13 protein-coding genes are annotated in these 22,556 nt (G+C 45.7%); 9 read left to right on the top strand and 4 right to left on the bottom strand.

Translation table 11 applies throughout. The features are described 5' to 3' along the window. Positions 1-98 precede the first annotated feature (98 nt). The 4 genes from QFZ80_RS21920 to QFZ80_RS21905 all read right to left on the bottom strand — a co-directional run bounded on the left by QFZ80_RS21920 (position 99) and on the right by QFZ80_RS21905 (position 6,752). The gene (locus QFZ80_RS21920) at positions 99-3,359 is read right to left on the bottom strand and encodes a chitobiase/beta-hexosaminidase C-terminal domain-containing protein (protein ID WP_307560989.1); all 3,261 of its coding nucleotides are present in this window, start codon (positions 3,357-3,359) and stop codon (positions 99-101) included. Positions 3,360-3,593: 234 nt separating this feature from the next. Further along, positions 3,594-4,439 (bottom strand): carbohydrate ABC transporter permease, encoded by an 846-nt coding sequence (locus tag QFZ80_RS21915; RefSeq protein ID WP_307554180.1) that lies wholly within the window; start codon positions 4,437-4,439, stop codon positions 3,594-3,596. A gap of 1 nt (position 4,440) precedes the next feature. Continuing rightward, entirely contained in the window at positions 4,441-5,397 is a 957-nt protein-coding gene (locus QFZ80_RS21910; protein ID WP_307554182.1) for a carbohydrate ABC transporter permease, read from the bottom strand. Positions 5,398-5,423: 26 nt separating this feature from the next. After that, a complete protein-coding gene (locus tag QFZ80_RS21905; RefSeq protein ID WP_307560987.1) occupies positions 5,424-6,752 on the bottom strand; it encodes an ABC transporter substrate-binding protein in 1,329 nt (442 codons plus the stop codon). Between the two features lie 216 nt (positions 6,753-6,968). Here QFZ80_RS21905 and QFZ80_RS21900 point away from each other — a divergent pair, with 216 nt between their 5' ends. The 9 genes from QFZ80_RS21900 to QFZ80_RS21860 all read left to right on the top strand — a co-directional run bounded on the left by QFZ80_RS21900 (position 6,969) and on the right by QFZ80_RS21860 (position 22,545). Then, a complete protein-coding gene (locus QFZ80_RS21900) occupies positions 6,969-9,308 on the top strand; it encodes a helix-turn-helix domain-containing protein (protein ID WP_307560985.1) in 2,340 nt (779 codons plus the stop codon). A gap of 139 nt (positions 9,309-9,447) precedes the next feature. Then, entirely contained in the window at positions 9,448-11,226 is a 1,779-nt protein-coding gene (locus QFZ80_RS21895; protein ID WP_307560983.1) for a cache domain-containing sensor histidine kinase, read from the top strand. A 3-nt stretch (positions 11,227-11,229) separates the two neighbouring features. Further along, the gene (locus QFZ80_RS21890) at positions 11,230-12,834 is read left to right on the top strand and encodes a response regulator transcription factor (RefSeq protein WP_307560981.1); all 1,605 of its coding nucleotides are present in this window, start codon (positions 11,230-11,232) and stop codon (positions 12,832-12,834) included. Positions 12,835-12,951: 117 nt separating this feature from the next. After that, positions 12,952-14,529 (top strand): extracellular solute-binding protein, encoded by a 1,578-nt coding sequence (locus QFZ80_RS21885; protein WP_307560979.1) that lies wholly within the window; start codon positions 12,952-12,954, stop codon positions 14,527-14,529. A gap of 34 nt (positions 14,530-14,563) precedes the next feature. Beyond that, positions 14,564-15,520, top strand: a complete 957-nt coding sequence (locus QFZ80_RS21880; protein ID WP_307554196.1) for an ABC transporter permease — start codon at positions 14,564-14,566, stop codon at positions 15,518-15,520. Positions 15,521-15,534: 14 nt separating this feature from the next. Then, positions 15,535-16,428: a carbohydrate ABC transporter permease gene (locus QFZ80_RS21875; RefSeq protein WP_307554198.1), complete on the top strand. Its 894-nt coding sequence runs from the start codon at positions 15,535-15,537 to the stop codon at positions 16,426-16,428. 24 nt (positions 16,429-16,452) lie between these two features. Beyond that, positions 16,453-18,465, top strand: coding sequence for an alpha-L-arabinofuranosidase C-terminal domain-containing protein (locus QFZ80_RS21870; RefSeq protein WP_307560976.1), 2,013 nt, complete (start codon positions 16,453-16,455; stop codon positions 18,463-18,465). A gap of 38 nt (positions 18,466-18,503) precedes the next feature. Continuing rightward, a complete protein-coding gene (locus tag QFZ80_RS21865; RefSeq protein ID WP_307560974.1) occupies positions 18,504-18,677 on the top strand; it encodes a hypothetical protein in 174 nt (57 codons plus the stop codon). Between the two features lie 13 nt (positions 18,678-18,690). Beyond that, positions 18,691-22,545: a carbohydrate-binding protein gene (locus QFZ80_RS21860; protein WP_307560972.1), complete on the top strand. Its 3,855-nt coding sequence runs from the start codon at positions 18,691-18,693 to the stop codon at positions 22,543-22,545. Positions 22,546-22,556 lie beyond the last annotated feature (11 nt).

The following is a 22,556-nucleotide window of genomic DNA, read 5'->3' as shown; positions in this document are numbered from 1 at the left end:
CTTCATGTCCGTAATCCATGAAAGACGCCTCCATTACCACGATCTGAGTGGGGATGGAGGCGTCTTTCGCTGCTAAATCCAAGAATCACAGGGTGTAGTTAGGGAGCGGATGGTACAAGTACCGAATAATTCTGAACTAATTCTTCACTCTCATTCATTCCGCCCTTCACAGCGATGGCTCTCAGCGTTACAGGCTTTGTAATGGATATTGGCCCTTTATATTTCTGACTGCTTGGGCTTGGCGCGCTTCCATCCATAGAATAATAAATACGGGCTCCCTCCGTGTAGGTGGACAAGGTTACGCTCGTACCTGAAACGAGCTCTCCGTTGGCTAGATCCGCTTTGGGGGCGAAGACTTCCAACCGGGGGGGGTTCATTTCGAATGTAGTGATAGAATTGAATCTGGCGGCCAAATCGTTCGAATACAACCCTGCCTTTGCCGGTGAGCCGGCAAACGGATCGGCTTGCTTAAAGATGAGTTGATTGTTAACCCATACGTAAAGCTGCCCATCTTTGCGAACCGTGCGGTAAAAGTTTTGGGCGCTTATTTCCTCATGAACGGAGAACGCAAACGGGCGATTGATTTTTGCCGGAACCTTGAGGCGGATTTGATCTGTCGTCAGGTTCGAATTGAATTTGGCGGTCTGGTAGATGCCCTTCTTACCGTTGCCATCGTATGTAAATCCAGCAGGAGACCAGGCCCCCGTGTCTTTATTCCATGAATCGAATCCAAAATTAGATGAAGTCACATTCGGCAGTAAGAACGTGGTTTTTAAATATTTGAACTCTCCAGCGGTCCAAAGAATGTTCGCGCGGGACACTTCAGCTGGCGCCCGCAGCTTATACATATATTCCCGCTGCCCAATATCGCATGCCGGCGTAGCGGTTCCACCGCAGTTTAGATTGTAATTAGCCGGATCGTAATTGTTATGTCCATAAATCGTATCGCGAGCGGTTGAAGCGCTTTGAATAAGCTCGCTTTGACCATTCACGACTTTGTATAACTCGAATTGCCGGGTTTCAAAATTAGTGAATGCTGCTACGTAATTATTTTCATCTATATATTCAACGATAATGCCGGCTTTGCCTGTTGCAGGGAGTGTATCCGTGCTAACGTTAGCTGAAAACTCATACTCGCTTAAAGCATCACCTTTTACATTCAGAGACGGACCGGCAGCAGATGAGGTTAGGCCTTGTCCGGTCAAAGTCCATGGGCTGATCCAATTGTTGATCTGGTTTCCTGACTCGCTCCAGCCGGATGTCAAGGAGACGTTATCTATGCTGCACACGGAGTTTTGGCACACAAGCCCCACCTTGCCGGGTTTGTTCAACAAAGCATTTTCCATGACAGGCAGATCGTTATTCAGTTTATAATGATCCAGTTCCGCGAACAGCTTGGAGCCATTCTTATATACCTTAAGCGTATGAAATTGCTCGCCGAAATCGGCTGCGCGCGGGTCTTCATGAAGGAATTGGTACGTATAAGGGAGTTCCGCTTCCTGAGTCGAGGCTTGAGCGTTTAGAATCGTAGTTATTACATATTTTCTTCTCTCACGATCAATTTGCAATTGGATTTGGTTAGCATCGTTCCGGTACCATACCGTTACTCCTGCAAGCCCTTTAGAGTCATCAAATCGAATATTGGATTCCAAATAATAATTGGATAACGCCCCCTCTTTCAGGAGCATTTGCTTCTGACCTTGCCGGCTGTTTATCGATAGAACGCCTTCATGGATGCGAGTATCAGCAGGTACATGCATATAGTTTTTCAAGCTGGATTCATTGTTGAACCGATCTTCAAAGGACGGGGCGGAGGCATCAAAGTGTACGCCTGATGAGGTGGATGATGTCGGCCCGTCAACGACCATTTCGTCACCCCAGAAGTAGACCCGGTCTTTGCCTTGGCCGTTCACGCCATCCCAAAATGCTTTGTAAGTGATCCATGTCTCAAAGCCGTTAGGTCCTTCAATGATGTTAGGCTGCGAAGGTCCGACAATATCCGCTTCTACCGGCTCGCCTTTTGTATCATAAAGACCGAAATCGAGGTGATAGTCAGCTAAAACCTGAGGACCGGTTCGGCTCATCGTGGCGGCAATGACATTCGTTCCGGTTTTGAGAATGCCCTTAGGCACTTCGACCATGGCATAACCGGGCTGGATTCCTTGTTGGCTAACCACCTCTTGACCATTAATATACAGCTTGCCATAACCCTCCAATCGATGACGGAGCACCACGGTATCCGGGACAGAGGTTAACGTAAATGTTCTTCGAGTCCACAGATTTTCAGGTGTATCTGAAGAACCCCATGTTGTATAAATACTCGGTACTCTGGCCGGTGCTACTGTATAGATCGGATAACCGAATCCGCCGTTACCGGTTTTCCAGCTTGCAGTATCAAAATCGATGTTTTGCCAGCCGTCACCTGGCTTATCGTAGGTAAAGGTGTACGTCTGACTGCCGAATTCCGCAGTTGGCAAGATCGGAGTATACTTCAGCAGCAGTCTCTCTATATTACGACCTAGAAGCTTATTAGGTAGATTTTTGCTGTTGTTGAAGGTGTTGTAATCATCGGATTGAGCAATGCCTGTATCATACAGTCCCGACCGGGGATCCATTTGGTTGGAAGCATATAACAAGTAATATTGGCCGTTCCGATAGTAAAGCTCAGGCCCTTCAAAGTTAAAATGGTTCAGATTGCTCCAATATCCGGGCGAAGTGAAGAGCAACTCTTTCCCAAGTCCTCGGTCCGGATTACCAAGCTCATTGAAAAATGATTTGACGTTCCACAGCCAAACGCCCGGACGGCCTAAGGCGGCTCCGCCTACATTAGGATCAGACTCCCCTGGATTCAATTTGCGCAAATAAAGCTGATCTCCGTTGGGGGCGATAAAAAATTGGAGATCAATCCCTCGGTCATACTGCTTATCCCAGAAGCTGTGCCTGAAATCAGGATGGTCTGTGGACATCGTCGCAGGGTTTCCATGAATCAGATTAGAGCTGTTGAAACCGTAAAACATAACGCCGTTATGAAAGAGGAAATCCGATGCGCCGTATCTCGGGAATGTGATATCGTTCGGAGCAAAGGGAGGCAAAGTAGCCGGGTCGGTTGATATAAAGCGAGTGGGGCCTTCCCAATGAACCATATCTTTTGATTTGTACAGGTTGCCGGTTGTTCCCGTTCCCGCCACATAATAGAAACCATTATATTTCTCAATGGTCCCGTCATACAAAGGCATTTTTTTTCCCTGATCGCCTCCCGAATCGACAGTAAAATAATTTTGCAAAGGAACGGTGCCTGAAGCTTGCACCTGTACCCCGCTAGGGACTAATGTGGAAGTCAAAGCGACTCCAATTGACATGAATGCAACCCAAAGTCTTCTCCTACAACTTTTGTTCAAACGGATCACCCTTTCATCATTTGTAAACGCAATCAATCCAGATTGTATCAGGTTCACCATGTGCAAGTGAATGTGGAATAACGATGCCAAGGTGAGTATTAGGGACATGTGAATGAATATTACCCTCATGTCTATGAAGCGGTACCGCAAAAAAAAGCACCGTATCGACTGTTCGGGTCGATACGGTGAAGTTCTTTATTCCTTAACCGCACCTGCGGTCATGCCGGAGACCATATATTTTTGGAAAAATAAGAATAGCAGCATAATGGGAATGGTGGAAGCGACGCAAACCGTCATAATGTTGGCCCAATCGTAGGCGACTTCGCCCATATAGCGAATGGAAATACCAGGATTTAGTGTTCGCAGAGCATCCTTGGTGATGAGCGTGAGAGAATACAGCAAATCGTCCCAAGACATGATGAACGAATAGATGCCCACTGCAAAGATACCGGGTTTGGATAAAGGTATCACGATTCGAAACAAGATCCCCGTACGGCTTACGCCGTCCATTTTAGCAGCTTCCTCCAAAGAGATGGGAATATGATCGAAAAATACTTTCAACATCATGATGGAGAATGGCAGCGCAGACGTCGTTAGGGCAATAACAAGCCCTAAATGGGTGTTAAGGAGCCCATATGATTTGTACATCGCATACAGCGCGATGAGCAAGGAAACGACGGGCAGCATTTGCGTCGACATGATCGTTAGCATGGCGAAGCCTTTGAAAGGAAACCGGAACCGAGAGAAGGCATACCCTGCCATGATGGCAAGAAGCAGCGTTAATAACGTTGTCGACAGGCTGACGATCAGACTATTTTTGTAATAGATGAGAAATGCCGATTCACTTAACAGTTTGACGTAATGTTCAAAGACAGGTTGAATGACGATCCATTTGGGTGGCAGCACGAAAAGCTCGGAATTGCGTTTTATTGACGTGATTGCCATCCAATAAAGGGGGAATAGAAAAAATGCGAGATAAACGGTCAGCAGAGCAGGGGTCGCGACTAAGCGCAGCAATCGTTCTTTCCAGGTGTTATTCATGTTAGTGCCCCCTTGCCTGATTGTCTTCACCAATCGAAAATAGCTTATTATAGCCCCACGATATGAAAAGTAACAATAGAAGCCATAACACGCCAATAGCTGCGCCTTCGCCCAAGTTTAATTTGATAAACGCAGTTTTGTAGCTTAGAATCGCTAACGTTGTGGTTGCGTTCAGCGGTCCTCCGCCAGTCATAATCCAGAATAACGGAAACATTTTGAAATTCTCGATCATGGAGATCAAAGTGACCGTTTTGATCGTATTCTTCAACTGCGGAAGCGTAATGTACCAGAACGTTTGTCGGCTGCCCGCTCCATCAATTTTGGATGCTTCATAAATTTCCGCGGAGATTCCCTGCATACCGGCAAGCAGCATGGTACTCATGAAGGGCAGCTGCCGCCAAAGGGCAGCCACCATAACAGCCGGCAATGCAAGATGGAGACTGCTCAGCCATTCGTAAGGTTTATCGATAATCCCCCAATTTACAAGGATATAGTTCAAAACACCGTATTGAGGCTGAAACAGCCACATCCATAATAATGCGACTACAATTGTCGGAATCGTCCATGGAATCAGGATGGCAGTACGCAGCAATTTACGCATTCGAACCACATGATTGAGCATCGACGCTAGAAGGATACCTAGTACAAATTGAAGAATCACGATACCTACGACATATATCAGAGTTGTTCGCAGTGCTTGAATAAAGTCATTTTCGGTCCACAAATGTAAGTAGTTGGCGAAGTTATTCCACCTGTAGTCATTCATTCGCACCAGTGTGACATCAAAGAAACTCATATAAATCGATTTGACGATGGGAATGCCGAGGGTCAGCAGTAGCAGCACCATAGGTGGCGCTAACAAAAAGAAAAGAAACCATCTGTCTTTGGCGCGACTCGATAACCACGCATTTCTGAAAGGTTTCTCGAGTTTCACACTTGTATCTGCTATGCTTTTCAAAGTTGTTCACTTCTTTCTATAAGGGGTCATTTCAGCGCTTGTTTAAGCTTGGCATCCAAATCAGACGCTATTTTTTCCGGCGATTCTTTAGCAATAGTAACTTTTAGAATGGAATCCGCCATATCCAGATACGATTGCTCTAGGCCCTGATTATTTTTGGGCAATGCGTTAATAGCACCCATTTGTTGGTTTAACGCTTTATCGAAAGGACTACTGTTGAATTCGGGCAGTGAACTTACCGATTTTCTGGCGGAAACGACATCACTCTTTTGATGATAAAGCAGCATCATGTCTTTGTCGGTTAAGAACTTGATGAAATTGGCTGCTTCTTGCTTATTTTTGGAATCTTTGGTGATGACGAGTCCATGGGCTTCGCCTATGGAGACGCTTTTGCCCGATTTGCCAGCAGGCATCAGAGCTGCTTCCCAAGTGCTATCGAACGCTTCTCCTTTACCGCTTAACGAACGGAACACGGCTTTACCGTAATATCCGTCCGCATACATGCCGAGACGTCCGATCGCGAACAGATTGCGCAGGTCTTTCAGTTTCGCCGCTTGTGGCGACAAGTTCTCGCTTATCAATGTCTGATAGTACTTAAAGGCAGAGATTGTTTCCGGTGTATTTACGTTCACCTTACCGTTCGTATCTAAGATAGAGCCGCCAAAGCTGTAAAGCGTCTTTAAGAAGATCATACCGTTGATGGGCAGCTTATCCGTCGGTTCGCCCAGCCCATATATATTTTCTCCGCTGTCGGTTTTTAGCTTGGAAATTTTACGGGCGATATCCAGCATTTCATCCATGGTTTTCGGCGGTTTTTGCTCCAATCCCGCCTTTTTAAACAGTTCCTTATTCCAATACAGAACGTAAGGCGAAGCTGCCCACGGAATCCCCATCAGCTTGCCATTATAAGTATAATCATCTTTATAGGAAGGAAGTAGATCATTTACGTAATCTTTTCCAAGCAAATCGTCAAGCGGTTCCACGATGTCGGAGGCGGCATAGGTTGGGAATGAAGCGGTGAATGTTTGGATGATATCAGGAGCATCGCCGCTTGATGCCATCACAAAGGTTTGATCTTTAATGTTTCCGAACGGAATACCAATAAATTCGATTTTGACATTCTTATGCAAACTCATGTAAGTGTCAGCCATTTGCTGCAGCGCATCCTTGGTTGCTGCTTCATTAATACTCCAGCTTGCGAACTTTAATGTAACGGGTGAACTGGAAGTGCTGGGTGCAGATGCTTGATCATTCCCTTTTGGCGATTCACTCGGTTTATTTCCCTGTGACGAGCAAGCAGCTAATAATGAAACTGTTAAGCAGCCCGTTAATACAATGCTTACATATTTTCTCATTTTCAATCCCCCTGACAAGTAATTGACTTGCACATTTATCATATCGTTCTTGATTCTTAGCTGTATATGGGAAGTATTCGTATGTTCATCTCGAAAAGTCATATCTCAGCATCATACATTACTGACGTGCGTCATGATTTTCTGACACTTTATATCATAAACGGGATGAGTTATGGCATAATTAAGGCATATTGCATAAAAAGAAAGGTAACTATCATGAGAACATTTACTCGGCAATGGACACAATGGAAAAAAACGAATCGGTTGCTGTTGTTATATTTCATCTCCTATATAATTGTTATTCTCATGCCTGTTGTTGGAATCGGTTTCTTTTCATATCGTCTTGCTTTGTACACGGCTGTAGATGAAATCAGCCGTTCTCATACTAATTCATTGCGGCACACGGTGGCAACATTTGACGATACACTAAGAAGAATCAACTCGCTGACAGTGGCTATTGGCTTGGATGGGAGATTGAACAGTTATTCCGCCGATCATGAAAATCGTTACTTGCTTAATGAGTTTCAAGATATGCTCAAGCAAGCCGTCGCACAGGATCAGAAGATTCAATCCATCCAGCTTTTTTTCGAATCCGGTCAGGTAATGATTTCTTCCGATGTGTTCATTCATCCTTACCAAGGCAGCATGGCTGACCGTTGGGTGGAGGCGATTCGGAGAACGGATCATGATCATCTTTGGCTTCCCCCCAGGCTAATAAGCAATAATGACGAACAGGAAAAAAGTATTATCACATTTATTAGCAAGGTACCTATCAGCTACCATGAAAAAATCGGATATCTGGCGATACATCTTTATGAGGATCAACTGCAGGAACTGCTTACGCAAATGCAAAATATTGCGCACATGAACACGTATATCGTCGCATCGGACGGTCAATTTATTACGTCATACAAGCAGGCGAATATAGGCAATGACGTGACTCAAGCAAATATGAAGCAAGTTGCTTCAACTGCAGGTGAGGGCTTTTTTACAGATAAAGCCCATCAGCCGCATTTGCTGGTCGCTTATTCGACCCAACTATGGAATGGATGGAGGCTTGTGTCCCAGACGCCTCTAACCAATATTTACGAAAGACTTTCCTATATTGGGTGGCTCACATTAGGATTCTGCGTGATGTTAAGTATAATTGGCATTGTGATCTCATATTGGCTTTCACGTAAAATGTACGATCCGATCAAACAATTGATGGAGCGAACAAGAACATACATGGAGGAGCTCTCTTTAGAAAATCCGTTACTTCATACAAACGAACTGAGTTTGGTATCCGATGTACTGAAGACAGCCATAGGGGAAAAGAAACTGCTGGACCAGCTTTTTCTCAAGCAGACACCGGCAATGCTCGATCGCTTTGCGATGGCGCTGCTGCATCAACGATTAACAGATCATTCGGACATTCAAGAGCAAATTGAACTTTATCGTTTGGAGCTGTCGATGCGAGGGTATGTCGTTATGCTCATCGAAATGGACTATGCCGCCGAATTAACGCAGCGTTTTTCAAGTAAAGAATTGAATTTGTATCAATATGCGATCTCGAATATCATTTCAGAGTTGATTCAGACGCAAACCCATTATCGATTTGTCATCACGGATGTATCGGAGCACCAGCAGGCCGTTATTATCAATGTTTTCGATATAATGGAGGCGGAAGAGCTTCGGGAGCTCGCCGGGCATGTGCAGTCTGTCATTGGTGAACTATTAAAATTATCGATTTCGATCGGCATAGGCAGTGTCTATCTGGATATCACCCAAACGCATAAATCTTATCAAGAGGCACTCCAGGTACTTAAAAGCAAGCTTCTCCATGGTGCTAAATCTGTACTTTTGTACGAATTAAACGAAATACACATTCAAGAGCAGGATAGAGACTATTATCCATTGTTGCAGACCGAGAAGCAGATCACGAATAACCTAAAGGTGGGAAACACGGAAGAGGTTTTGTCGATTCTAGAAAAGCTGAAAACGGAAATTACACAAAAGCAGCTTCAATCAGAATCGGTTTATATGGCTTATAATCGTGTACTTGAAGCCAGTATTGAAGCGTTACTCGAACATAATGGCCACCCGCGTCAATTATTCGGTCCAGATATCATACTTTACCGGGAGCTGGCCAAACGGGAAACCATTGATCATATCCACCAGTGGATCTCGGGTATTGTTGCCCAAATCACAACATTCATTCAAGAGCAGGACAATAAAAACAATAAAACCGTAGAAAAAGTCGTTGCATACATTCATGCACACTATCAAACAGACTTGTCCATCGAAATGATTGCCATAGGTGTAGGCTTTAACTCTTCTTATTTGAGCCGTATATTCAAGCAGCATAGGGGCCAAACCATCCTTGAGTATCTAACGCTGAAAAGAATGGAAGAAAGCAAAAAGCTGTTAATGGATACAAATATGAACTTGAATGATATCTCCATGGCGGTTGGCTACAACAATGTAAACAGCTATATCCGTTTTTTCAAAAAGATAGAGGGGATTACTCCGGGGGAATACCGGAAAAAGAGAACAAGCAATTCCTCGGCAGAGTGAGGATATTGCTGAAGAGGATGGACAGGGGCTATGCATTGCACCTTGTTATGAGTAATATAAAAACATGAATCAAGCTCCTGTTCGGGCTGGATTCATGTTTTTTCTACGAATTGACCATATGAAAAGGAGGTGCCGGTTAATGAAGTTATTCTCCATAAAAAAGCTGATTTCACCCACTGTAAGCATTCAGGGGAAAATCTTTGTCGCATTCAGTCTGGTTACTCTGTTTGGAATCGTTGCTGTGACGAGTATTGTTTATTTGTACATGAGAGAAACGGTCAAGAATAATGCGATTACTTCCGTCATGGAAAGCATACGACAAGCGGACGAATCATTAAATCTTCGGCTGGAGGAAGTTAGTCGCTTAAATACGGTTGTCGCTACCAATAAAACAGTGCTGGATACGCTGCTTAGCAAGACGGAGGAACCAAGCTACGAGTGGTTCCAAGAGCAAAAGCGGATCGAGGAATTTTTATCCGCATTGATTGCCTACAAGCCATACATTTCACGAGTTGCCGTCATCGGGTTGAACGAAAAGGTGTTTTTCGTCGGCTCCCCTTGGCTCGACAAAAACGTTTTATACACACCAATGATGGATTATTTACTTCAAAATGGCTCAGGTCATGCTTATTTTCATCAAACCGGCGTCATTGACTCCATTGTGACCGGGCGCGAGCTCCGATATAATCGTAATTTAATCGGTATCGTGATGTTCGATCTGAATGACGAGTTCATTAAGAAAATATATGATGTCAAACCTACGTCGGATAGTATGTTGTTTGTGGTTGACAGGAACAACGAATTCATTTATCAACCCCAAACAAGCGCCCTTGACAAGGAAACGATTATGGGGCTAAAACAGGAGCTGGCCGGTACAGACGGTTCGGTTGAAAGGGTCATCGACCAGAAATCTTATCTGGTCATCACGCGAAAATCGGATTATACAGGATGGTCCACGGTAGCACTCGTTCCGATGAAGTCGCTTTTAACGGAAACGACGCGGATACGCAATGTATTAGCCACAGTAGCCATTATAGTGTTTATGATTATCGTAATCGCCACTTTACAAGTTTCATCAAGAATTACAAGAAATATTCGAAGGCTGAGATCCATGATGATGCATGTCATGGAAGGCAACATGACGCTCCCGTCCATAGAAATTCATTCTAAGGATGAAATAGGTCAGCTCTATCAGGTATTCAAAAGTATGGTGGAAGAATTAAAGCGTTTACTTGAGGGAATCGTGACCACCGAGAAGGAGAAGCGTGAAGCGGAGTTGGCTGTTTTGCAGGCTCAAATCCGTCCCCATTTTCTTTATAACACGCTGAATACGGTAAAGTATTTGGCTAAGCTTAACGGGGTGCCGAATATTGTTGAGGTATCGGAATCTTTGATAGAACTCATGCGCGGTGTATTGGGGAATACGAATGAATTTCTCTCCCTGCAAGAAGAACTGCAGTATGTCCGCAGCTACGTAAATATTGAAAAATATAAATATGTGGAACCCTTACATGTGAACATAGAAGTCGAAAATGAAGAGCTTTTACAATACAGCGTTTTAAAGTTAATGCTGCAGCCTCTTGTGGAAAACGCCATCATTCATGGCATATCATCTTCGGAGCATGAGGGTATGGTGTTAATTCGCATTTATGAGGAAAACAAAGAACTGAGAATCGAAGTCAGAGATAATGGAAAAGGAATGTCGAAGGAACAGATCGATGCTCTGTTAGAAGTAAATAAAGACCAGACCAGCACACGCTTCAGCGGCATGGGAGTTCGTAATGTGCACGAACGCATCGTTCGACTGTTCGGGGAGCCTTACGGCGTGTTCCTCTATAGTGAACCTGATTCGTATACCAACGTGCAGATCAGATTCCCATTGCTGCCGAGTGTGGATCGTATGCAAAAGGGGGAATGATAGATGTTTCAAGTATTATTGGTGGATGACGAGGCGTTGGCACGTAACGATGTGAAGAGTATGTTGGATTGGGAAAAGCATGGATTCACCATAAGCGGTGAAGCACATAACGGATCTATGGCCCTTTCCATGATGGAGCAGCATACTCCGCATATCGCGATCTTGGATGTGAGCATGCCGTTAATGAATGGGGTAGAACTGAGCCGTATGATCAGAGACCGGTTTCCCAAGGTTAAAATGATCATGCTGAGCAGCTTTGACGATTACGATTATGTTCGGACTTGCTTAATGAACGGTGCTATGGATTATTTGCTCAAACATCGCTTGAACCCGGCTGCGCTTTTGTCGCTTCTGAATAAAGCGGTTCAGGAATTGAAGAGTGAAGAACGGGAGCATGAAGCTCGCAGTGCTCAAACCAAAATGATTGAACGTCTAAGTCCGGTTATACTTCGCGAGCACGTAGCTAATTTGGCTAGAGATGTCCAAGAAGCCGGTGAAGAGCTGCAGTCTTATGCACGGGACAATGAGCTCTATACCCATTCCATAAATTATGGAACCGCTACCGTACAAATCGTTCCTTTTCTGTTGTTGACGGAGTCCTTGACCGATGTACAGAAGAATCGCTTTGTACAGCAGGCTACGGATGTCATGCAGATGGCAATTGGTGACATTCAGAAGCGGACGGTTGGCTATGTGGGGGAGGGACGCTTTATTGTCCTATTTTCTTCTGCGGATCGAAGCGAGCACACGATTACAACCCAAATCAATCAAGCCATGAGCAGCCTTTCCCATTCTCTCGAGAAATTCCTTAACTTAAAATGTGTCTATGCGATAGGGCAGCTATGCGGAAGTTTAAGACAGCTTGGTGTCAGTTATAGCAAAGCTAACCAGGATATGAACGACATGTTCTATCAAACCTCGCATACATCCATCCTGAAGGATTCACTGTTTATTGAAGAGCAGAAGCAATTACTGCTTTTTCTGGAACAGTTGGATGGGGAAAGGATTAACCATATCATTTCAACCATTTTTGCTGGAGTACGGAGTCTGCCTGTCTACGCCATGACGGTGCAAATCATTGTAAGCGAAATGCTGCATATTGTTGAAATATCGTTGAAGCGGCATTTTCCTCATACACCCATAGAAAAAAACGAACTCATCCCTTCACGAAGTGAACTTGGGCGAATTGGAAACATTGCCGAGCTTGAGCAATGGTTGTTAAATTACTATGCACGTATGGTTGAAGTCATCAAGCAACAGCATGCAGGAGGACCCTATTCGCGTCATATTTCGAAAGCCATACAATTTATTACGGACAACTATGCTTCCAACATTTCTTTGGACATCACGGCGAGTGCCCTTAATTTGAATCCTTCCTACTTAAGCAGATTGTTCAAAGAGGAAACGCATTTGACGTTCACGGAATATTTGAACCGAGTTCGTATTAAAACAAGCTGCATGCTCATGGAATCCGGCTCTTATTCTTTGAAAGAGATTAGCAGTCAAGTCGGTTTTTTGAGTTATACTTACTATTTTAAAGTTTTTAAAATCATAAACGGAATGACACCTCAGGTGTACATGGATAACCTCAAACAGTCAAAAAAGTAGAATGGAAAGTCATATATGTTGAACCATAAAGAGAAAAACATTGACTATAATTAGATCAACCCTAAGAAAACGCTTTCTTTAGGGGGAAGAAAACATCTCGAACGGAGGAACGTAAGCATGAAAAGAAATTGGGGGACTTTACTGCTTTCCACATTAGTAGTTTCAGGTATGACACTTACCGCATGCAGCTCGGATACGACGAGCAAGAAGAATGAGAACAAATCCAATACAGATGCAGAGAAAAGTGTGTCTATAGCCGGATTTCCCATTGTCAATGAACCGCTTAAGCTGAAGATGTTCACAAGAATTGCGCCATCCAACGGACCCTTTAAGGATATGCCGGTGTTCCAGGACTATGAAAAATTGAGCAATATTCAGGTTGAATTTATCGAGGCGCCAACCGATGGTTTTCCTGAGAAAAAGAACCTTTTGTTTGCATCTAATGAGCTCCCTGATGCGATGTACCGCTCAGGCCTTACACCTTTAGAAGCAATCCGCTACGGTTCAGGCGGCCAATTAATTCCGCTCGAGAAGCTGATTGATTCGTACGCTCCAAACCTGAAAAAATTAATGGATACCTATCCTGAGATTCGTTCAGCCATTACAACACCCGAAGGCCATATTTATGCCATCCCGGGTATTGTAAGCGTCAACGCTGCCAGAACTGACAAAAGATGGATGAATCAAGCATGGCTGAAGAAGCTGAACCTGAAGGAACCTGAGACTACGGACGATCTGTACGAGGTGCTAAAAGCTTTCCGGGATAAAGATCCTAATGGCAACGGTAAGCAAGACGAGCTTCCGATGACAGCACGCAACGCCTTAAGTATCGTACCTATCATGGCCGGATCTTTTGGTCTGGATTTTCAGTTAGGTTATAACATTAACTTGGAGAATAACAAGGTTAATATTTGGATGGGCAGTGATCGGAATAAAGAATTATTGATGTATTTAAACAAGCTGTACTCGGAAAAACTGCTGGATCAGGAACTATTTACTGCGAAAGAAGCTCAATATCTGGCCAAGCAAGGGTCAGGAAATACCGGCTTCTTCTTTGATCAGACGAACAATCCCATGCTGGACACGAAAGTTGCAGATCAATATATTGGCATAGCCCCGGTTAAGGGACCGCATGGTGACAGACTGCAGTTAGCCGCTCCGGTACCAAGGGATTTTGGAGCTTTTGCCATCACCTCGGTTAACAAGAATCCGGAAGCAACAATGCGATGGGTAGATTATTTCTACGGCGACGAAGGTTCCACTTTGCTGCGATTCGGTCGTCTGAATGAGAATTATGAAATGCGCAATGGGATTCCCTTTTATACAGATGCCTTTTTGGCGACAGGCAATCAATCCAAAATCACCCCTTACGCTGGAGGCGGGGCACCGCATCTGATCAGCGAGAAGGTTGCTTCTTACATCAATCCGCCACAGGTCCAGGAAGCTCAAAAGAAACTCGATCCTTTCATGCCGAAGATTCGCTATGCAGCGCCTATGTTTGACGAGCAAACAGCCCAACAAATCAATATGCTGCGGAACGATATTGATAAATATTACGATGAGCAGAGCACCAAGTTTATTGCAGGCGCCCTTAGCTTCGATAAGTGGGGAGAGTTCCAGGCCACTTTGAAGAAAATGAAAATAGACGAGCTGCAAAAGCTGTATCAGGCCGCTTACGATAACCTCAAAAAGTAAAAATAAGCGCCTCATAAAGGCTGGAGGACTACAGATGAAGAGTACGGCAAATACTGTGGGCGTTGCGTCTCGATCCAAAACGAGGCGCTCCAGCCTCTTAAAATCGATGGGTAGTCGATACGATCTCTACCTGATGCTGCTGATACCTATCGCCTGGTACCTTGTGTTCCATTATGGACCTTTGTATGGTTTGCAGATTGCATTTAAAAACTTCAGTCCGGCCAAGGGGATCAGTGGCAGTGCATGGGTGGGTTTGGATCATTTCAAACGCTTTGTAGAATCTTATTATTTCTGGAGGCTCCTGTGGAACACCATTTCGATAAACTTGTTCTCCCTATTGTTTGCTTTTCCTATTCCAATACTGCTGGCTTTACTTATTACTGAAATCCGTAACAAAGCATTCAGCAAAATTGTGCAAAACATTACTTACATCCCTCATTTTATATCTGTCGTCGTCATGGTAGGCATGCTGATGGTGTTTTTATCTCCGCAAGGGGGTCCTGTGAATACGATCATTGAAGCATTTGGCGGGGCACCGGTTCGATTTCTGGATTCAGCTGGCTTGTTTAAGTCCATCTTTATTGGATCTAACATATGGCAAAATATGGGGTGGCAATCGATTATTTATATTGCGGCTCTTAGCGGAGTCAACCCGCAGCTGTACGAGGCGGCCAAAATGGATGGTGCAAGTCGATTGCGGCGCATTTGGCATGTCTCCATTCCAGGCATTCTCCCTGTCATCGTCATCCTGCTCATTCTTGATGTTGGACATTTCATGAATGTCGGTTTCGAGAAAATTTTGTTAATGCAAAATAATTTGAACTTGGAATCTAGTGATGTCATATCTACCTTCGTCTATTCAGCAGGTATTCTTAAAGGAGAATACAGCTATACAGCAGCAATTGGCCTGTTTAACTCTATTGTTAACTTAATGCTGCTGATACTCGTAAATCGCTTTGCCCGTAAAAAGGCAGAGACAAGCTTATGGTAAGGAGGGGCTATGTGATGAGGGAACAAACGCCCAAGAAAAGAAATTCGGATGAGAAAATATTCGATGCTGTCGTTAACTCATTGGCTGTCATTATATTGGTAGTGGTGCTCTACCCGTTACTATTTATCGTTAGTGCATCCTTCAGTGACCCAGCTTTGGTGCTGAATGGCGAAGTGCTTTTACTTCCTAAACAGATTACTTTAGAGGCATACAAGAATGTATTTCAAAACGCTCAAATATGGAACGGATATGGAAATACCATTGTGTATACGATTGTTGGTACGGCGATCAATCTAATCATGACAACATTAGCGGCCTATCCGCTTTCAAGACCAGACCTGCCTGGGCGGGGTGTTATCATGTTTTTCGTAACGCTTACGATGTTTTTCAGCGGGGGGCTCATTCCATCTTATCTCCTCGTTAAAAACTTAGGTATGGTGGATACGATGTGGGCGCTAGTGATACCTGGCGCAATTGCCACCTATAATCTGATTGTCATGAGAACTTATTTTCAATCCAATATCCCTTGGGAGATCCAAGAAGCGGCACACATCGACGGATGTTCGAACTGGAAGCTTTTGACACACGTGATATTGCCGCTTTCCAAGCCGATCTTGGCAGTCATGATCCTGTTTTACGCTGTCGGTCACTGGAATTCATTCTTCAATGCATTGATCTATATTCGGAGCAAAGATATGTACCCGTTACAACTTGTGCTGCGTGAAGTGCTGATGGTCAGTCAGGCGGATGCGGTTGACAGCAATGTGGGACTGGAATCCAAAGTACTGCTGGCTGAGAGTATCAAATATGTGGTTATTATTATTTCTAGCTTACCGGTACTGCTAATGTATCCTTTTGTACAGAAGCATTTTGTGAAGGGCGTTATGATTGGTTCATTAAAAGGATAATGGATGGAAGGAAGCGTTGTGTTTATGCAAGCAAGAGCTAAGATCCAGGTGAAGACGAATCAAGTCCGTAAAGACAGAATTAATCCTTACATATTCGGACATTTTGTGGAAGATATCCGTGATCATATGAATGCGATGTTGGCCTATCCACTTGCGGATATGGATTTTGAAAGTGCAGACGTGACATGTAGGGGGCTCTCCGGACGCTGGCGTCCTTATACGAATGGGAAAAGCACCATGTATGGCCTTGAGTCTGCTGCTGCGCATCATTCCGGACATAGTCAGTTGGTACGTATCTATAGTGACGACGAGGCATACGCAGGTATAAGTCAAGCGATTGCTGTGAAACAAGATCGGGATGGCTATTATTTGGCTCTGTATGCACGAGCTTCTATCGAAATCAAGTATGTTGTAGCAGAGATTGTAGATACGACGAGTGGAGAAGTGCTTGGGCGGACGCGAATAGATCTGGTTAGCCATAACTGGAAGCATTATGAATCGCGATTGACGGTCAGTCGGTCTTATGAGCAAGCGGAGTTCAGATTATATGTACCTTCGGATCATGAGCGCTGGCTGGATCATGTATCCACGGGGATGCTTTGGCTTGATCATATTTCACTCTTGCCTTCTGACAGCGTAGGCAATGTTCGTAAAGAAGTCATGGATATGACTAGGGACTTAAACGCCGGCATGATGCGGCTTGCAGGGAATTATATTAGTGCCTATCATTGGCAGCAGGCGATTGGCCCTGTATATGAGCGGCCCTGTGTAGTCAATGAAGCATGGGGAGGATGGACCAATAAGTATTTTGGTACGGATGAGTTTATTGGGTTTTGCCGTGAACTGAATGTGGAGCCTCTGATTTGTGTAAACGACGGGTCAGGTACTCCGGAGGAAGCTGCCGAGTGGGTTGAGTATTGCAATGGCGATACGAATTCCCCTATGGGAAAACTGCGGGCTGCTAATGGGCACGCCGAGCCGTATGGTGTGAAGTACTGGGAGATCGGCAACGAAGTTTGGGGAGCATGGCAGGTCGGGCATTGCAGCGCCGAGCAATTCACAGAACGCTACATGCGATTTGCCCAATCTATGAAAGCAATCGATCCAGGGATTAGGCTGCTCGCTTGCGGTAATGAGAAAATGGATTGGAACATAACCTTGCTGGAACGAGCTGCTGAGCAGATCGATTACTTAACCTTGCATTTGTATCACGGATATAACCGTTTTGGGATGAATGCTCATACGCCGAAAGAAGAGCGCTATAAGGCCATCCTCTCTTATCCGGAATGGACGAGGGAGACCGTAAGGCAATTAAGGGAGATGTTCGGAACATCCGCCCGTTATGCTCACCTGAAATTGGCGATCACCGAGTACAATATGATGTATTATCCGAATACCATCCGCAAGGGTCTTCCGAATGAACACACCTTAGAAGCAGCGGCTGCAAATGCAGCGAATTTGAATGAATACATTCGAAATAGCGATTTGATTGAAATAGGCAGCTTCTCCGACCTCGTCAACGGCTGGCTTGGCGGATGTATCCGAGTAGGGGATTTCTATGCGGATCAGTTTCGGGGTAAGTCCGCTGGCAGAAGCGAGAATTCCTTGACCGTGTACGGAACTCCAAGCTATTATGTCATGAAAATGTATGGAAACCGAGACTTGGGCTATGTGGTGGAGAGCCATACCGATTGCGGCAGCTTTCAAGTGGGTAGCCTTGCGCCTGCTGCACCACAGCTTGATAACCTGCCGAATTTGGACGTCGTGGCTTGTACGAATGATCGTGGCGATAAACTGACAATCTTTATGGTGAATCGAAGTCTCGAAGATACGCTAACCGACGTGCAGTTGGACGGATTTGCAGAGTCGGGCACAGCTCATCTGTTGGAAGTAACAGCGGACGATTATGAATCAATAAATAGTGTGCAAAATCCGGATGCGGTGGTCTGCGAAGCTCATGAATTATCAGTAATGAAATCTCAAGTGACCTGTCAGCTGAGGGCGTCATCCGTCTATGTATTAGAAATCACTCGCTAACGGGAGTAAAGGATAAACGGATACTACAGATTAAAGATATGAAGGCGATCAAACCGGTACCCGGCGCGATGGAAGCCGTTCATGATGTTCGCGACGGCAATCCGGTCATTCGTTCGGGAATAACGCCTGACGGTAGCGATGCCGTGGTCCTGTCGAACAAGGGCGACGGTCTTTCCAGCGATCCTGGTACTCTCATGAATCCCAATGAATAGGAGCTGATTATAAATGAAAAAATGGTTGATGGGACTGCTTGCTTTTGTCTTACTCTTTTCTTTTCCTGCATCAGGATTCTCTTACAGCAATCCGCAAATCGTTCCGGACTCATGGCGTTGGGAAAACGGGAATTTTTATGGGGAAGGCGATCCGTTCATCCTGAAATTTAACGGAGTCTACTATCTATACACCAGTACGGTAGACGATAAGCCGGGTGTGAAGGTTTGGTCGTCGGAAGACCTGTTGCATTGGGAATATCGCGGACTGTGCGCTGAGGAACCTGTTACTATGGGAGCCTATGCCCCTGAGGTTGTTTACTGGAACGGCGATTTTTACATGTATACGGCTCTGCTTCGGGATGACGGTACCACGCAGCGAGGTCATCGCGTGCTGAAGAGCTCAAGTCCTACAGGTCCCTTCACAGCCCAAACGGGCAACAAGGTAAATGGCATTGACGGGCACGTATTCATTGACGATGACGGACAATGGTACTTCTACAGCACGGGCAATGGCAATATCGACGTTCGTCCGATGTCCGATCCGTATACGTTCGGAGAGAAAGTGAATACGGGAGCCGTGATGAAGGGTTGGACCGAGGGTCCGACGTTAATCAAACGCAATGGAAAATACTATATGACATATACCGGAAACCACATATGGAGCGATGCATATAGGGTGGATTATGCAAGCAGCACGAATCCGGTTACGGGTTTCGTGCCAGCCGCATCCCAGAACCCGATTCTTCTCGATACGGAAGGAGACCATGTCGGGCTTGGGCATAACTCCATTGTTCGTGGTCCCGATCTGGACTCCGATTATATGGTATACCACAGTCATGCCAAACCGGGGCGAAATCTGAACCTGGACCGAATCGTATGGAACGGGGATAAGTTGCTCGTGCTGGGTCCCACGACATCCGAACAGCCCGACCCGGCAATGCCTGAGTTCAGTGACCGGTTCCAAAGAAATGGACTGGGTGATGATTGGAGGGTTGTAGGCGGAGGAAATTGGGGAATCCGGGACGGTAGTACATTGTATCAAGATGCAATGGGTGAACCGGAACAATCTCATAAACTTCTATCCCAGAAAGCGACGGATGACAACTTCACGGCGGAGTTCAACCTGAAGCAATCAGATAAGGGGAACAGTGCGAACCCGCTGATGGGTGCAGTATTCTCCTACACGAATGAGAACAATTATGGTATTGCCGTGCTTAACCCCAAACAAAATCGTTTGGAGACCGTGTTCCGCGTGGAGGGCAAGGATACAGACCGGGTAACTACTCCTCTTCCAGATGGCTATAATTATACGAAATGGCATCAGATCCGTGTGGAGAAGGAGGGCTCCGACTATCGCATCCATGTAGACGGCATGTTGAAACAAACCCGTCCCGTCGAACGTCTTGGCAAGGGCAAGATCGGTTACACGACAACGGATGCCCATGCGGATTTCGGATATGTCGCGTTTAGCAATAAGGTGGGCGGAAACAGCGCCAACGCCGCTTACAAGCCGATTCCCGGCGAGATCCAGGCCGTTCATTTCAACCCAAATGGAAATGGCAAGTCCGATGGCAATGCCGATCAATCCAAAATCGCCGAAGATCCGGATGGCGGTTACCATGTCGCATTGTTCAATAAGGGGAATTTGTCATATAACGTAAATGTATCCGAAGCGGGTACCTATGATGTCGTAATCAGGTATGCCGCAGCAGCCGATGCGCGAGTGAAGCTTGAACTCGATGAATCAACCGAACTGACGGACATGGTACGGCTTCCTTCGACAGGCGGTGCGGATCAATGGAACAATCTGGTGATAAAGGATATCAAGCTTCCGCAAGGGCTGCATAAGCTCAAAGTGATAGCCGTCGGGGGGGCGCTTGATGTTGCCTCTCTGAAGTTGGGCCGCTCCGCTGCAGCGATCCCCCTATCCGATGATTTCAATGACGGCAACGATTCTGACTGGATGAAATTCGAACAGGGCTGGCGGGTAGATACCGGGGAAGCAACTCCGTTTGACATTCCCAAGCCGGTCCCGGGTATCATCGAAGCGCCTTTCTACAATACGGGCGGTGAAGGTATAGCCTACCATGATAATACGTCTGAAAACATCGGCGGTGCCTATCGAGGCGATTCCGTCGATATCCGTACGAACAATAATTTCAACAGTCTTAACGTCGGATGGAACCAGGCTGGCGAATGGCTCAAATACAACATCGACGTGAAACGCGCGGGAATGTATAAGATCGAAGTAACGGCAGCAACCACGTTCAACGATAATCAAGCGCGTATATGGCTGGACGATTATACGGATCTGACCGGTGCGATCAATATTCCGAGTACCGGGGGCTGGAACAATTGGCAGACAACCGTAACCGAAGGCGTCTATTTGCCGGAGGGCCGGCATGCGATTACCTTCGAAACGGTTAAAGGCGAGTATGACTTCGCGAGGCTGAAGTTCGTTTCCTTCGACGTACCCAAATCAATTCCGGGCGTTGTCGAAGCCGTTCATTATAACACAGGTGGCGAGGGTGTCGGTTTCCATGACAATACGTCAACGAATATCGGCGGCCAATATCGCAAGGATGCGGTTGACATTCGCGTCAATCCGAAAGGTGGCTGGAACGTCGGTTGGAACCAGACCGGCGAGTGGTTGAAGTATAACGTGAGCGTTGCCAAGCCCGCTGCCTATGACGTCAGTGCCCGGATCGCAACGGGGCTTGACGGCGGGAAAGTCCGGTTATGGCTTGATGATACGATCGATTTAACTGGGGTCGTTGATATTCCCAATACCGGAGGATGGAATAACTGGAGAAACGTCAAGCTTGGAGACTTAACGCTTCCGGAAGGTGACCATACCATTAAGGTTGAAATCGTCCAGGGCGAATATGATTTCGCTAGTCTCTCGTTTAATACTTTAAATGAATCCCAGATGCTTCCCGGGACCGTTCTTGCCGTGGATTACATGAATGGAGGGGAAGGGGTCGCGTACCATGACAACACACCGGACAATATTGGTCGTCTATTCCGTACCGATGCCGTCGATATCCGTATGCTCCCGGAAGGGTTCACGACGGGTTGGAACCAGACCGGTGAATGGATGAAATACAATGTGAATGTCGCCGAAGCAGGTTCATACAAGCTGGATTTGCGAGTAGCTACAGGCATGGCTGGCAGTCAAGTCAGACTTTGGCTTGATGATACAACCGACCTTACAGGTATTATCAATGTTCCAAACACCAGCGGCTTTCATGAATGGATGACGGTAACGAAAGAAGGAGTTACCCTTCCCGCAGGCAATCACACCATCAAGGTGGAAATTGTAACCGGCGAGTTCGACTTTTACAGCTTCCGTTTCCACAATGACCCGATCGTTCCTAAACAAGGCGTATACAAATCGCAGCCGAAAGGGTATCCGAAATCGGTTCTCGGTGACAGCAGCTGGTCGGACTATATCGTGGAGACGGATATCAAGTTGGGCGCAAATACGCAAGCGGGAGGTAACGCAGGCATCATTTTTCGTGTAAACAATCCCGCTGACGGAACGTTATTGGGGCAGAACAGAAACGATTTCCTTCAGGGCTACATCGCATACCTGACCACAGATGGCGTGCATCTGGGCAAATTCAATTATAACTTCCAGTACTTGACCGGAACGGCACTAGCAGGCACGGTTGGGAATTGGCAGCATATGAAGGTAGTTACGAGCGGCACTAGGATCAAGGTTTATGTTGGGGACATGGAAAAACCCCTAATTGATTACACGGATCAGAGCGGGACGGTTTTCACGCATGGCAAAATAGGGGTTAGAAGCTTCAACAGTGAAAGCTTAATCGATAACTTCATAGTGACGCCGAATCCGGCGGAATAAACAACATAATC

This window comes from Paenibacillus sp. V4I7 (assembly GCF_030817275.1).
Taxonomy (GTDB): Bacteria; Bacillota; Bacilli; order Paenibacillales; family NBRC-103111; genus Paenibacillus_E.
The sequence above is the reverse complement of the archived record's forward strand: the minus strand, read 5'-3'. Positions and strand labels throughout refer to the sequence as shown.